Origin of the sequence: Kitasatospora sp. NPDC056138 (assembly GCF_042264695.1) — a bacterium.
GTDB lineage: Bacteria > Actinomycetota > Actinomycetes > Streptomycetales > Streptomycetaceae > Kitasatospora.
The window spans coordinates 1-13755 of record NZ_JBHJVK010000038.1 but is presented as its reverse complement, the minus strand read 5'-3'; the positions used below and the strand labels follow the sequence as shown (position 1 = coordinate 13755).

Annotated in this window: 11 protein-coding genes and 1 tRNA gene; 3 read left to right on the top strand and 9 right to left on the bottom strand. The window is 72.3% G+C overall.

Translation table 11 applies throughout. The annotated features are described in order from the left end of the window. Positions 1 to 293: 293 nt before the first annotated feature. The 5 genes from ACFC1R_RS22520 to ACFC1R_RS22500 all read right to left on the bottom strand — a co-directional run bounded on the left by ACFC1R_RS22520 (position 294) and on the right by ACFC1R_RS22500 (position 4895). Positions 294 to 367: transfer RNA gene (locus tag ACFC1R_RS22520), tRNA-Pro, on the bottom strand. A gap of 163 nt (positions 368 to 530) precedes the next feature. Next, positions 531 to 1775 (bottom strand): MFS transporter, encoded by a 1245-nt coding sequence (locus ACFC1R_RS22515; protein ID WP_375941256.1) that lies wholly within the window; start codon positions 1773 to 1775, stop codon positions 531 to 533. 391 nt (positions 1776 to 2166) lie between these two features. Next, positions 2167 to 2946: a DUF1684 domain-containing protein gene (locus ACFC1R_RS22510; RefSeq protein WP_375941254.1), complete on the bottom strand. Its 780-nt coding sequence runs from the start codon at positions 2944 to 2946 to the stop codon at positions 2167 to 2169. Between the two features lie 138 nt (positions 2947 to 3084). Beyond that, positions 3085 to 3951: an acyl-CoA thioesterase gene (locus tag ACFC1R_RS22505; RefSeq protein ID WP_375941252.1), complete on the bottom strand. Its 867-nt coding sequence runs from the start codon at positions 3949 to 3951 to the stop codon at positions 3085 to 3087. 206 nt (positions 3952 to 4157) lie between these two features. Continuing rightward, positions 4158 to 4895, bottom strand: a complete 738-nt coding sequence (locus ACFC1R_RS22500) for an alpha-ketoglutarate-dependent dioxygenase AlkB (RefSeq protein WP_375941250.1) — start codon at positions 4893 to 4895, stop codon at positions 4158 to 4160. 319 nt (positions 4896 to 5214) lie between these two features. Here ACFC1R_RS22500 and ACFC1R_RS22495 point away from each other — a divergent pair, with 319 nt between their 5' ends. Further along, entirely contained in the window at positions 5215 to 6018 is an 804-nt protein-coding gene (locus ACFC1R_RS22495) for an MBL fold metallo-hydrolase (protein WP_375941248.1), read from the top strand. Positions 6019 to 6136: 118 nt separating this feature from the next. Here ACFC1R_RS22495 and ACFC1R_RS22490 read toward each other — a convergent pair whose 3' ends face one another. Beyond that, positions 6137 to 6874: a transglycosylase family protein gene (locus ACFC1R_RS22490; protein WP_375941246.1), complete on the bottom strand. Its 738-nt coding sequence runs from the start codon at positions 6872 to 6874 to the stop codon at positions 6137 to 6139. Between the two features lie 552 nt (positions 6875 to 7426). Here ACFC1R_RS22490 and ACFC1R_RS22485 point away from each other — a divergent pair. Both ACFC1R_RS22485 and ACFC1R_RS22480 read left to right on the top strand, forming a co-directional pair. After that, on the top strand, positions 7427 to 8290 hold the full coding sequence (locus ACFC1R_RS22485) for a hypothetical protein (RefSeq protein ID WP_375941244.1): 864 nt from the start codon (positions 7427 to 7429) through the stop codon (positions 8288 to 8290). A gap of 421 nt (positions 8291 to 8711) precedes the next feature. Further along, the gene (locus ACFC1R_RS22480; RefSeq protein WP_375941242.1) at positions 8712 to 9548 is read left to right on the top strand and encodes a hypothetical protein; all 837 of its coding nucleotides are present in this window, start codon (positions 8712 to 8714) and stop codon (positions 9546 to 9548) included. 198 nt (positions 9549 to 9746) lie between these two features. Here ACFC1R_RS22480 and der read toward each other — a convergent pair whose 3' ends face one another. From der to ACFC1R_RS22465, 3 genes are all read right to left on the bottom strand, one after another. Continuing rightward, positions 9747 to 11204, bottom strand: a complete 1458-nt coding sequence (der, locus tag ACFC1R_RS22475; RefSeq protein ID WP_375941241.1) for a ribosome biogenesis GTPase Der — start codon at positions 11202 to 11204, stop codon at positions 9747 to 9749. 339 nt (positions 11205 to 11543) lie between these two features. Beyond that, positions 11544 to 12257 (bottom strand): (d)CMP kinase, encoded by a 714-nt coding sequence (cmk, locus tag ACFC1R_RS22470; protein WP_375941239.1) that lies wholly within the window; start codon positions 12255 to 12257, stop codon positions 11544 to 11546. A 253-nt stretch (positions 12258 to 12510) separates the two neighbouring features. Further along, complete coding sequence (locus tag ACFC1R_RS22465) at positions 12511 to 13596, bottom strand: prephenate dehydrogenase (RefSeq protein WP_375941237.1); 1086 nt, start codon at positions 13594 to 13596, stop codon at positions 12511 to 12513. Between the last annotated feature and the right edge of the window lie 159 nt (positions 13597 to 13755).

Sequence of the window (13755 nt, the reverse complement as noted above, 5' to 3'; positions counted from 1 at the left end):
CTGCCCCTTATTTTAACCTTTTGCCCACTTTGCCCCGGGGCCGGCCCCTCTGCCCCGCTGGAAATGGCCGCCACCACACCTCGCTCCAGCAAAACGACAAGGAGGTCTCGCACTTCACCTTGAGATCGAAGAACAATCCGCACACCAGCCACTGGAGCAACGAGTGCCGACGAACCTACGGCCATACCTGGGGACCATTTTGGGACCACCCGGGACCAAAAAACGAGCCCCGAAAACCAGCAAGAGCGGGCCCTTGGTTTCCCAAGTACCCGCTCTCACAAGCGACTTCACAGTCGGGACGACAGGATTTGAACCTGCGACCCCTTGACCCCCAGTCAAGTGCGCTACCAAGCTGCGCCACGTCCCGTGGTCCTGATGCTTCCGACCGTTCGCCTTGCGGCTTCCGGTCTTCGGCTTCTTGACCTTGTCCCCGGTGTCCCGGCGACGTGGAAAACAATACAGCACAACGGGGGGTGCTCGCTGCCAGGTATCCGTCGACGGCGTGCTGGGGGTCGGCGGGGTGGTGCAGGTCAGGGTGTCGGGTGGTGGGAGTCGTAGCGGAGGAAGGCGGGGCGGCGGGCGGCGAGGAGGAGGACGGCGGCGAGGCAGGCGAGGCCGCCGGTGACCACGGAGACGGCGGGGGACGTCAGGGAGGCGACGGTGCCGGACTCGAAGTCGCCGAGGCGCGGGCCGCCGGCGACGACCACGATGAAGATGCCCTGGAGACGGCCGCGCATGTCGTCGGGGGCGGCGACCTGCATCATCGTGTTGCGGAAGATCATGCTGATGGTGTCGGCGCAGCCCGCGGCGGCCAGCAGCGCCAGCCCGAGCCACAGCTCGCGGACCAGGCCGAAGGCAGCGATGGACAGCCCCCAGGCGGCCACCGAGGCCATGATGGCGGCGCCGTGCCGGCGGACCCGGCCGACCCAGCCGGAGAACGCGGCTCCGAGCAGCGCGCCCACCGCGGGCGCCGCCACCAGCAGGCCGACGGTGCCCGGCCCGCCGCCGTAGAAGCCCACCGCGATGGCCGGGAAGAGTGCCCTGGGAAGGCCGAAGATCATGGCGGCGAGGTCGGCGAGGAAGCTGGTGCGCAGGTTGGGCTGCTCACGGAGGAAACGGAGGCCGTCCAGGACCGAGGCACGCCGCTTGCGCTCGCCGTCGCCGCCGGGCCGCATCGAGGGCAGCCGCCACATCGCGTACAGCGTGGCACTGAAGGCGACGGTGTCCACCAGGTACGCGGCCTGCGCCCCGTACGCGCCGATCAGGACGCCGCCGAGCATCGGGCCGACGGTCGAGCCGAGGTTCATGCTGACGGTGTTGAGGGCGTTGGCGGCGGGCAGCTGACGGCTCGGCACCAGACGGGGGATCATCGAGGAGCGGGCGGGTGAGCTGAGCGCGAAGAAGGCGGCCTGCACGGCCACCGCCGCGTACAGCACCGCGACCGTGTGCGACCCGAGCAGCGCCTGCGCGGCCAGGACCGCTGAGACGACGGCGAGCCCGCCCGAGCCGACCAGTCCGAGCAGTCGGCGGTCGACGGTGTCGGCGATCGCGCCGCCGTAGAGCCCGAAGGCGACCAGCGGCACCAGGGCGAAGAGCCCGACCAGGCCGGTCGCGAAGCTGGAGCCGGTGAGCTGGTAGACCTGGACGGAGACCGCCACGGCGGTCATCTGCTGTCCGATCGACGAGACGGACTGTCCGAACCAGACCCGCCGGTAGTCCGGTATCTCCCGCAGCGGGGTGATGTCGGCGAACGCCCCCTTGAGCAGTCGCCGCAACGGTCCGCGCGCCCGGTCCGCACCGGGACGATCCGTGTCCGGACGGTCTGCCCCCGGACGGCCGTCGGCAGGACCGGACTCCCCGGCGGACGGCGAGGAGGGTGACGGCGGCGAGGAGGGTGACGACGGCGAGCCGTCCGAAGACGGCGACGGAGAGGACCGCAACGAAGGGGACGACGAGGAAGAGGGCGACGAAGATGACGACGAGGGTGAGGACGAGGGCGAGGAAGGATTAGTCGACACGGAGACTCATGGTCGGCCACACCCCGGCCCTCGCCGCCACCGCCCCTGCTGTTGCTGCCCCGCCGTCACCGCGCCTCCCCCGCCCGCGCTGTTCCTCAGTGACCGGTAACCGTTGCAACCCGGCGTACAGAGCCCGCCGCGGCGGCGGCTACCGGCTCAGGACCTGCTTCTCCCCGGCCTCCACCGCGATCGTCAGCCGGTTGCCGGGCGGCGGGAACGGGCAGATGAAGTGCTCGGCGAAGGCGCACGGTGGCAGGTGGGCACGGTTGAGGTCGAGCACGGTGCGTCCGTCCTCGTCGGGTGCGGGCAGGGTGATGAAGCGGAACCGGTACGTCTCGCTCCCGCTGGTGGCGTCGCTGATCACACCGCTGAGCCGGTCGCCCGCACGGCTGACGGTGAGGGTGTGCGGCTCGCCGGCCAGGCTGAAGGCGATCTGCCCGGTGACCGCCAGCGGGCGGTCCCGCCCGTCGGCGTTGGGTACGGTCACCGACCGGTCCGCCTCGAACGGGGTGAAGACGGCCTGTACGGCCCACTCCGGCGCGTAGGGGTAGACGGTGATCCCGGCGAACGCGGCACGGGCCGGCGCGTCCGGGTCGAAGACCCGCAGCGCCAGCTCGCCCTCGCGCTCGATCGGGACCAGCAGCCGCTCGTCCAGCACGGCCAGGTCGGGCTTCTGCACGGTGTCGGGGCGCAGCGCGACCTCGCCGTCGACCGCCTCCTCCGCGCCCTTGACCCGGATGTCGTCATCGGCCTCGGCGCGCACCCGTACCCGGCCCTCGGAGGCCCACCAGAGGCCGGGCAGACCGGGGATCCCGGTGGGTTCGGGGTCCAGCCAGTACGTGCCGGTGAGGGCGAGCTGGCCGTGCGGTGCGGTCACCGAGGCGGTACGGCCCTCGGTCCATTGCTTCCATTCCTCTGCGGCGGTCACGGTTCAACCCTCCCGGGTAGTTCAAGACGGCGGTTCAGGGCGACGATTCAGGGCGGCGGTTCAGGACGGCGGTTCAGGGCATCGGCTCAAGGCATCGACTCAGGGCACCGGCTCGGCAGACCGGTCGAGCCGAAAATCTCAGCCACGGCCGGCAAGGGGCCGGAACAGCCCCTCCTGCATGACGGAGACGACCAACTGCCCCTTCCGGTCGTAGATCTGGCCGCGCGCCAGGCCGCGCGCACCGTGCGCGATCGGTGATTCCTGCTGGTAGAGCAGCCAGTCGTCGGTGCGGAACGGGCGGTGGAACCACATCGCGTGGTCGAGCGAGGCCATGTCGAAGTTCCGTTCGCCCCAGAGCGGTTCGACGGGGGCGCGGACGGCGTCCAGCAGGGTCATGTCGCTGGCGTAGGTGAGGGCGCAGACGTGGATCAGCGGGTCGTCGGGGAGGGCGCCGTTGGTGCGCAGCCAGACGCCGCTGCGCGGTTCGACGCCGACCAGCTCGTCCTTGCTCCAGCGCAGGCGTTCCACGTAGCGGATGTCGAAGGGCTGGCGGCGGCTGATGAAGGGCGGCAGTTCGCCGAGCTTGGAGCCGACCTCGTCCAGCGCGCTGGGCAGGTCCTCGGGGGCGGGCACGTCGGGCATCGCGTCCTGGTGCTCGATGCCGCCCAGCTCGGGCTGGTGGAAGTCGGCGGTGAGGGCGAAGATGCTCCGGCCCTGCTGGATGCCCAGGACGCGCCGGGTGGTGAAGGAACGGCCGTCCCTGATCCGGTCGACCTGGTAGACGATCGGCACGCCGGGCACACCGGGTCTCAGGAAGTAGGCGTGCAGTGAGTGCACCGGGCGTGCGTCCTCCACCGTGCGCCCCGCCGCGACCAGGGCCTGCCCTGCGACCTGTCCGCCGAAGGTGCGCTGGAGGGCCTCCTCGGGACTCCGGCCACGGAAGATGTTGAACTCGATCTGTTCCAGGTCGAGCAGGTCGACTAGGCGATCGACGGGGGTCTCCATGGGTGCGCTTCCTCTCTGGGCGGTCTCGCGAGGCACACTCCACCCGACGGCCGCCTTCGCTTACCCAGAAGTCTGCTCGGCCCGTCGGAATTCCCGCCGGGCGGGGTACGCGTCCGGCGGTATCCCCGTCCGAGCACGCCGGCTGCCCGCGCCCGTGCGTCGGCCGCCCTGCGGTCCGGCCCGCCAGGGGCCCAGGCTGCCGGACGTCAGAGCCCCGACTGCCGGACGGTGATGTTCAGCCGCCCGACCAGTCCGAGCGCCGGGTCGGCGGTGTCCGGGAGGGTCCGCAGCACCCCGTGGTAGGCGAACCTCGACGGTCCGCCGAAGACCAGCAGGTCGCCGCTGCGCAGCTCCAGGTCGGTCCAGGGCCGGGTACGGGTCTCGGTGTTGCCGAGGCGGAAGATGCAGCTGTCACCGAGCGAGAGGGAGACCACCGGGGCGTCGATCCGTTCCTCGCGGTCGCGGTGAAGGCCCATTTTCGCGCCGTGCGGGTAGTGGTTCACCACCCCGATGTCGGGCCGGTAGCCGACGGCACCGGTGATCCCCGGCAGCTGCGGGCCGTACGCCTCGGCGAGGGCGCGGACGGCCAGCTCGCCCAATTCCGGCGGGAACGCCTTGACCGGTGCGCCGTCGCCGTCCACCACGGTGCGGGCGTAGCCGTACGGGTACCAGTGCCAGCCGAGGCTGAGCATCCGCACCGACATGACGCCGCCGCGGGGCATCCGGACGGTACGCATCCCGGCCGGCGGGCGGGCCCAGGCGCGGCAGGCCTCGACCAGTTCGCGCTGCTCGGCGGCGTCGAGCCAGTCGGGCAGGTGGACGGCGCCCGGTGCCGGTTCGGCGCGTCGGCGCGGCTCGGCGGGGAGCAGTTGCCCGGCGGGGAACAGCGGTTCGGTCGGAAGCAGCGGCTCGGTCGGGAACCGGGGGAACGTTTCGCCGTCCATGCCCCCATCCTCGCAGCAGCCGGCCCCGCCGAAGCCCCTGGACGGCCGAAGCCTCTGGACGCCCGTTCGAAGAGCCCTGCACCCGCCGGGCAGAGCGCCCCGGACTCCCCCGCCCGGGACCGTCCAGTCTCAGCGCCAGGCCCCGCAGCCCGCCCCCGGCCCACCCCGCAGCCCGTCCCACGACCCGCCCCGCAGCCTCACCACCCCACACGGTGGTTTCAGCCGTTCGGCGCACACCTGACCGGTTGCGGGTGCAGCGCGACGGGTCCAGGGCTGAGCTGGGAGTACGCCAGCCGAGGAGCCCGGCCGAGGAGCCCGCATGAAGACCCTGGATTTCAAGATCATCGACCTGCCCGAGGCCTCCCTCGACAAGACCGCCGTCCTGGTCACCGGGCCACGCGAGGCACTCCTGGTGGATGCGGGCTTCACGCTCTCCGACGGACGCCGGCTGGTGGACGAGGTCAGGGCCTCGGGCAAACGGCTGACCACGGTCTTCGTCAGCCACGGCGACCCGGACTTCTACTTCGGCGCCGAGGTGATCCAGGACGCGTTCCCCGAGGCCAGGTTCCTCGCCGCGGCGGCGGTCGTGGAACACATCAAGGAGACGTACCCGGCCGAGCTGGAGAGCTGGGCACGGCTCGGCCCGGAGCTGTCGACCCGCCTGGTCCTGCCGGAGCCGCTGCCGGGCGACGCCGTCGAGTTCGAGGGCCACCGGCTGGAACTGCGCGGCGCGGACTTCCACCTGCCGGACCGGCACTACCTGTGGGAGCACCGGCAGCGGGCCGTCCTCGGCGGCGTACTGCTGTTCCAGGGGCTGCACGCCTGGACCGCCGACACCCCCACCCAGGCGCAACGCGGGGCCTGGATCGACCTGTTGGACGGGATGGAGGCACTGAACCCATCCTTCGTCGCGGCCGGACACCGCAGAGCCGGCGCGCCCGCCGACGCCTCCGCGATCGGGTACACCCGGGAGTACCTGCGGACCTTCGAGACCGAGATCGGTCAGGCCGAGAACGCGGCGGCGGCACAGGCCGCGCTGGAACGGCACTACCCGCAGGCCGGGTTGAAGCTCGCCGTCGAGCTCGGCACCAAGGTCGCCATGGGCGAACTGCGCCGGGGGTGACGGACGTTGCGGCGGCCGCCACGACGTGACCTGTCACCGCGGTCACCATCGACGCGGCGAGGCCGGCCGCCCCCGTCGAAGGGGGACGGCCGGCCTCGGACGCGGAGCGCGTCCACGGTCAGACGGAGAGGACCTGGCCCGGGAGGATCAGGTTCGGGTCGCCGCCCACGACACCAGAGTTGTCGCTGTACAGGGCCTTCCAGTCGAGGCCCTTTTCAGCGGCGATGGAGCTCAGGGTGTCGCCGGACTTCACGGTGTAGGTGGCGCCGCTGCCCTTCACGCCGCTGCCCTTCACACCGCTGTTCTTCGCACCGTCGCCCTTCGAGGCCGGAGCCTGCGCGGCGCTGTCGGCCTTGCGGTCGACCCGGTGCTCGGCACGCTTCTGCTCGACCGGCTGCTCGACCGACTTCGGAGCGGCCTTCGAGGCACCGGTCCGGGCAGCGGTGTCGACCTGGGGAGCGGCACCGCCCTTGGTGAGGCCGGCCTTGACCGAGCAGACCGGCCAGGCGCCGGGGCCCTGCGAGGCGAGGACCTTCTCGGCGACGGCGATCTGCTGGTCCTTGGTCGCCTGGTTGGCCTGCGCGGCGTACTGGGTGCCACCGAAGGCGGCCCAGGTGGAGGAGGTGAACTGGAGGCCGCCGTACAAGCCGTTGCCGGTGTTGATGCTCCAGTTGCCGGTGCTCTCGCACTGGGCGACCTTGTCCCAGGTGGAGACCGAGGCGGCCGAAGCCGTCGTGGCCGTGACGAGGCCGGCCACCGGGAGGACGGCGACCGCGCCGCCCAGGACGGCCACCCGGACGCAGTTGCGCCTGGTGACGGTGGTGGTGGCAGCGGCGGTCTCGTTACGGAAAGCCATGAGAGTCCTCTCGACAGCCCCGGGCGGGCATGCGGAACCAGGCCCTGGGGGCCGATCCGCTCGCCGCGTCCGCAAGGCGGCCGTGCACGTGTCCGACGTGCCGCGCCGCCCCGGCCACCCTCCGCACCCGTGCCCGCCTGCCGACGGTCGCACTGGTGGGCGCCTTCGCTCCGCGAGGGTGAACCCGGGTAGTGCTCGTTGCACTGGCCAAGAAACTACGAGTAACCATGACGGTCCCCAAACAGCAGGGAGTAGTCCCAGCTCAGCCCGGCGTTACCGACGGTAAAGATCATGCAAACCGGGCGAAATGTCCATTTCGGCGACGCATTCCAAGGTCAAACCCCCCACCGATATGATCCGTCCCACAATTTGTGCCCTGTGAACTCGGGCACGTTGTCGACACATCGCAATCAGGCGTTCGCACGTCGCAGTCGGATTCGCGGCAATTCCCGTCGCTGTCGCGTCCACCCGTGACCCTTGACACAACGGCCCGTTGGTAATGGCGGTCGGGCGCGCCCGGCCGCCATCACCTGACGAACCGAGGAGTCCCTCTTGCCGCGCATGCTCGCTGTCAGCGACGAGGTCCGAGCCGAGATCGGCGACGACGAGGCAGACCGCCTGCTCGCCGGTGCGCACGCACCCGACACCTACGACTGCACCTCGTGCCGCACCCCCGGCGACTCCTCCCAGGAGGCCACCAGCACCGTGCTGTTCGTCGGTGACGAGACAGCAGTACTCGCCTTCGCCCACGCCCGCTGCATCCCCTCACAGGTCGTACCGGTCTCCGAGGAGCAACTACTCGGTGCCGTACGCAGCATCAGCCAGGCCCAGGGCAGCGCACCGGCGGCCGCCGGCCTGCCCGGGTCCGGGATCGGCGCCGGAGTCGGAGCCGACCTGGAGGCCGCCGACCAGGCCGAGCAGTCCGCTCCGCCCGCCGCCGGACAGCCCGCCGTCCTCGGGATCACCTGCGGGCTGGTGCTGTGCGGGGACACCGGGCACGCCGCGCTGGTGGTCGAGCCGACCGGGCCGGTCGGCAGGCCCGGCAACGTCACCGGGGAGGACGAGTTCCTCTCGCTGCTCACCGACCACCACTTCCAGGAGGTCTCGAACGTCGACAAGGCCCCCGATTCGCCACTGCCCGGCTGGTCGGTGCTGATGGCCATGGGCAAGCTGCACGCGATCCTGCAGCCCTCCGCGACCGGCGGTAGCTCCGCCTGGTGGCAGGCGCACCAGCCGCTCCAGGTCACCGACGCCTGGCGGCTGGCCGCCGGCCGTCAAGCGTCCGTGACGATGTACGCGGTCCCGGCCGGCACCATCGGCCGCCAGCCGCGCGAGGACCTGCTGCGCCTGGCGCTCGACCGCGCCGCCGCCAAGGGCCTGCTGGTCGGTGCCATCCTGCCGCTCGCCGGGACCTGACCGACGCCCGCAAAACCCCTGCGCCGAACCCTGCGCCACTCCCCTGCTCCGGCCCTCCGGCACCAAGTCGGCGGGCCGGAGCAGCAGCTCGGACCGGGAGGACCGACCAGACCGACCAGACCGCCCGGACTGACCGGATCAATCGGCCGGGGACCCGCGCCGGAGACCCGCGCCGGAGCCGGAGCCTCCGACCGGGCGAGCCTCCTGCACCGCCTTCGGAGCACGACAGCAGGGCGCGGCGGCGGACACGGCGGCCAACCGGGTGACGCACCGGGCAACCCGTCCGACCACCCGTCCGACGACCCACCGGAGACCCGGTGGACACTCGGCGGACACCCGGCACGGCACAGGCCGCTCGGCGAGGTGCAGGCCGCCCGGCCCGGCCCCGCATCCCCCGGCCGCCTCACTCGTTGGCCCCTACGTGTACAGCTACGACGTCGCCGCCGCCCATCGCCCGTCCACCACCACGCGCTCCATCCCGGGCATGCGCCCGTCGTACGACGCGGAACACCCCTCCTCGCCGACCCCGATCTACGACGCGCTGTACTCGGAGTACCGACGGCTGTTCCGGGCCCTCCCCGGTGACCGGACCGGTGAGGAGGACATGCGCTTCACCGGCTTCGCGGTCCGGGACGGGTACTTCGGCCGGGACGCCCACCCGGTCCGCGAGGCGCTCCCGCCCGGTGACTCGTACGGCACCCGCGGTGAGTCGTACGGCGTCCGGGCCGAGCTGACCGCCTACCCTCCGCAGCACCAGACGTTCGACACCTACCCGGGGCACGCGCAGGGCACGCCGCAGTTCATGCCGAGCCAGCAGAGCGGCGGCGGGCAGTACGGGACGGGGTACCTCGCGACCGGACCGTTCACGCCGGGGCAGGTGACGTCCGGTCAGTTCAGCGCCGGCCAGTTCATGACCGCGACCGGCCAGTTCGGGTCGGGCCAGCACGCCACCGGCCAGCACGGGCCGGGCCAGCACGGCGCTGGACACCACGCCACCGGCCAACCCGCCAACGGCCATCCAGGCACGGGCCAACCCGCCAACGGCCATCCCGGCACCGGCCAGCCCTCGGGCAGCGGCCAGTACGCGGGGGCGGCCCAGGCGTCCAGCGGTCAGGGCTGGGTGGCCTCGGGCTACCTCTCTCCCGCCCAGCCCGCCGCCCCCGGCACCAGCCTCGCCCCCGGAGAGGCCGGCGGAGTCAGCGGGCGCCACCGCGGCATGCTCTCGCTGCCCCCTGGCCGGGTCCCCGGACAGGGCTGACGCCCCGTCCGGTCCCACTCGCCCCACTCGCCCCACTCGCCCCGTCCGGTCCGTCCGGTCCCACCCGCTCCCGCGAACCACCCCACGAACTGCCGAAGGCCGGGCCCCGACGGGGAACCCGGCCTTCGGCCTACGGCCTCGTCGCCGGTCGTCTCCTCGCCACCGGATCACCGGCGACTCACGACCGACTGCGACTGCCTACTTCTTGCGGCGCTTCTCACGCACCCGGACGGAGATCGAGATCGGCGTGCCGACGAAGCCGAACTCCTCGCGCAGGCGACGCTCGACGAACCGGCGGTAGCCCGCCTCCAGGAAGCCGGAGGCGAAGAGCACGAAGCGCGGCGGCCGGGTACCGGCCTGGGTGCCGAACAGGATGCGCGGCTGCTTGCCGCCCCGGATCGGGTGCGGGTGGGCGGCCACCAGCTCGCCGAGGAAGGCGTTCAGCCTGGCGGTCGGGATGCGGGTCTCCCAGCCCTCCAGCGCGGTCTCGATCGCCGGGACCAGCTTCTCCATGTGGCGGCCGGTCTTCGCCGAGACGTTGACCCGGGGCGCCCAGCGGACCTGGACGAGATCGCGCTCGATCTCCCGCTCCAGGTAGTAGCGGCGCTCCTCGTCGATCTGGTCCCACTTGTTGTAGGCGATGACGACGGCGCGCCCAGCCTCGACGGCCATCGAAATGATCCGGGTGTCCTGCTCGGCGAGGGTCTCGCTGGCGTCGACCAGGACGACCGCGACCTCGGCCTTCTCCAGTGCGGAGGCGGTGCGCAGCGAGGCGTAGAAGTCGGCACCGGCGGTCAGGTGGACCCGGCGGCGGATACCGGCGGTGTCCACGAACTTCCAGGTCTTGCCGCCGAGTTCGATCATCTCGTCGACCGGGTCACGGGTGGTGCCGGCCAGCTCGTTGACGACCACGCGCTCCTCGCCGGCGACCTTGTTGAGCAGGCTGGACTTGCCGACGTTGGGCCGGCCGATCAGAGCCACCCGGCGCGGGCCCCCGACGACGCCCTCGCCGAAGGTCTGCGGCGGGGCCTCGGGGAGAGCGTCCATCACGGCGTCGAGCAGGTCGCCGGAGCCACGGCCGTGGAGTGCCGAGACCGGGTAGGGCTCGCCGAGGCCGAGCGACCAGAGGTAGGCGGCCTCGGCCTCGGTGGAGGGACCGTCGACCTTGTTGGCGCAGAGCACGACGGGCTTGCCGGCCTTGCGGATGATCTTGATCAGGGCCTCGTCGGTGTCGGTGGCCCCGACGGTGGCGTCCACGACGAAGAGCACCGCGTCGGCGGTCTCGATGCCGTACTCGGCCTGGGCGGCCACGGCGGCGTCGATGCCGAGAACGTCGACCTCCCAGCCACCGGTGTCGACCAGCTTGAAGCGGCGGCCGTTCCAGGCGGCCTCGTAGGTGACGCGGTCGCGGGTGACGCCCGGGCGGTCCTCGACCACGGCCTCGCGGCGGCCGATGATGCGGTTCACCAGAGTCGACTTGCCGACGTTGGGCCGGCCGACCACGGCCAGCACCGGCAGCGGGCCGTGGCCGGCGCCGTCGAGCTCCGCGTCGATCTCGTCGCTGTCGAAGCCCTCCTCGGCGGCCAGCGCCATGAACTCCGCGTACTCGGACGCGTCGAGCTCGCCGTGCGAGCCGTGAGCGGTCTCGTTGCTCATCTTCGTGTTTCCGTTTCCCGGCACCGGCCCTTCCCAGGGACGTGCCGTGCGTACCTGCCCCCCGGAGGGGCAGCGCGGTGCGTGACGCCCTCGTAGCGGGCGTCCGCAGATTTCTTTTCTCAGGCCCTCGGGTTCTCAGGCCGTCGGATTCTCAGACTCTCGGGTTCTCAGGCCCTCGGGCTCTCAGGCCGTCAGGTGGCCACAGACCCTCGCAGAGAGGTTTCAGGTCCCGGTCGGACGCGAGCGCCGGTCGGGTTCGAGTACTCGTCCGGCTCGGACGCTCCCCGGCGCCGAGCACTCCCCGTGCGTTCCCCGGGCCAGGCCCCGGGCCGGTGTTCGTCAGGCCGCGACGCAGCCGGAACGTTCCTGGACCAGGCCGGCGATCCGGTCGATCACCTGCTCCAGGGTGAGGTCGCTGGTGTCGACCAGGACGGCGTCCGGTGCCTGGGTCAACGGGTCCGTCTCCCGGGAGGAGTCGGCGGCGTCCCGGCGGGCGAGGTCGGCGGCCATCGCGGTGATGGTCGCCTCGTCCACGCCCTTCGCCCGCAGCTCGGCGGCGCGGCGCTCGGCACGGGCGGTCTGCGAGGCGGTCAGGAAGACCTTGACGGTGGCGGCCGGGAACACCACGGTGCCCATGTCGCGGCCCTCGGCGACGATGCCGCGCACGGCGACCTCGGCGCAGCCGCGCTGCAGCTCCACCAGCCTGGCCCGCACCTGCGGGACCGCGGCGACGGCGCTGACCTGCGAGGTCACCTCGGGGCCACGGATCGGTCCGGAGACGTCCTGGCCGTCGACCGTGATGGTCGGGCCCGCCGCGTCCGTACCGGAGACGATCACCGGCTTGCCGCAGGCGACGGCCACCGCGTCGGCGTCCTCGACGTCGACGTCGTTGGTCAGCATCCACCAGGTCATCGCGCGGTACATCGCACCGGTGTCCAGGAAGCTCAGGCCGAGCCGGGCGGCGACCGCACGGGAGACGGTCGACTTGCCGGAGCCGGAGGGTCCGTCGATGGCGACGACGACCGGGGCGGACGCTCGGTCGGCAGTTTCCACGGGGCGAACCTCTCTCTGCAGCCTCGGGGTGACCTCACAAGGGTAGTCGAATCGCCGGGTTCACCCATCCGGGGCAGCCGGACCTCCCCCGGCCCGGCAAATCGGCCCCGGCGCGAACGCACACGAACGCACGGGAGGGCCCGACCGCCGCGCCCGGTCCGTGTGCTCCGACCCGCCCCCTCGGTCCCGCACACCCCGGCCGCACCCGCCCGGTCCCGCACCCGCTCGCCCCGCACGCTCCGGCAGGACCCGCTCAGTCCCGTACGCTCCACCCCTGCTCGCGCAGCACGGTGATGAGCCGCTTCACCGCGGACGGGGCGACGGAGAGCTGCACGAAGCCGACCTGCTGGCCGCTGGAGTGTTCGATTATCACGTCCTCGATGTTGACCCCGAGCGCGCCGACCTCGCCGAACAGGCGGCCGAGCTCGCCGGGCTGGTCGCCGAGGACGACCGCGACCGTCTCGTACCGGGTGGGCGGGGCGCCGTGCTTACCGGGAATCCGGGACTGGCCCGTGTTGCCGCGCCGCATCACGGCCTCGATCCCGGCCGCACCGCTCCGGCGCTCGCCCTCGTCGGCGGCCTCCAGGGCGCGCAGCGCGGTGACGGTCTCGCCGAGGTCCGCGGCGAGGTCCTCCAGGACGTCGGCGACCACGCCCGCATTGGCGGAGAGGATGTCCACCCAGAGCGCGGGGTTGGACGCGGCGATCCGGGTCACGTCCCGGACGCCCTGACCGGAGAGGCGGACGGCGGTCTCGTCGGCGTGCTCCAGCCGGGCCGCGACCAGCGAGGAGAACAGCTGGGGGGCGTGCGAGACCAGCGCGACGGCACGGTCGTGCGCGGGGGCGTCCATCACGATCGGCATCGCACCGCAGAGCGAGACCAGTTCCAGGGCCGCGTTCAGGGTGTCCGTGTCGGTGTCCGGTGTGGGCGTGAGCACCCACGGCCGGCCCTCGAAGAGGTCCGCACGGGCTCCCAGCGGGCCGGAGACCTCCCGGCCGGCCATCGGGTGGCCGCCGATGTAGTGGGTGGTGTCGCAGCCGAGCGCGGTGACGGCGGCACCCGGCCCCGACTTCACGCTCGCCACGTCCGTGTACCAGCGGGCCAGCCCGCGACGCTGGCAGTCGGCGAGCACCGGGCCCACCAGGGCGGGCGGCACCGCGATGATCGCCAGGTCCACCGGCCCCTCGGGCGCCTCGGTGCTGCCCGCGCCGAGCGAGGCTGCGGTGCGGGCGGCATCCGGATCGGCATCCTCCAGGTACACGCTGAAACCGCGACAGGTGAGCGCGAGAGCGGCGGAGGTGCCGATCAGTCCGGTGCCGACGACGGCGGCAGTGCGCATGGCGGTTCGTCTCCTGTCGGAATGCCGATCCTGGTGGTCACCCATCCTCTCCTACCGGCCCGCCGGGCGGGGCGCGGGGTTGAAGTTTACGAGCCGGTCGGGAGACGACGGCCGACTCCGATACGGCGGGACCCCGCCCCGGCCCCACGGATCGATCCG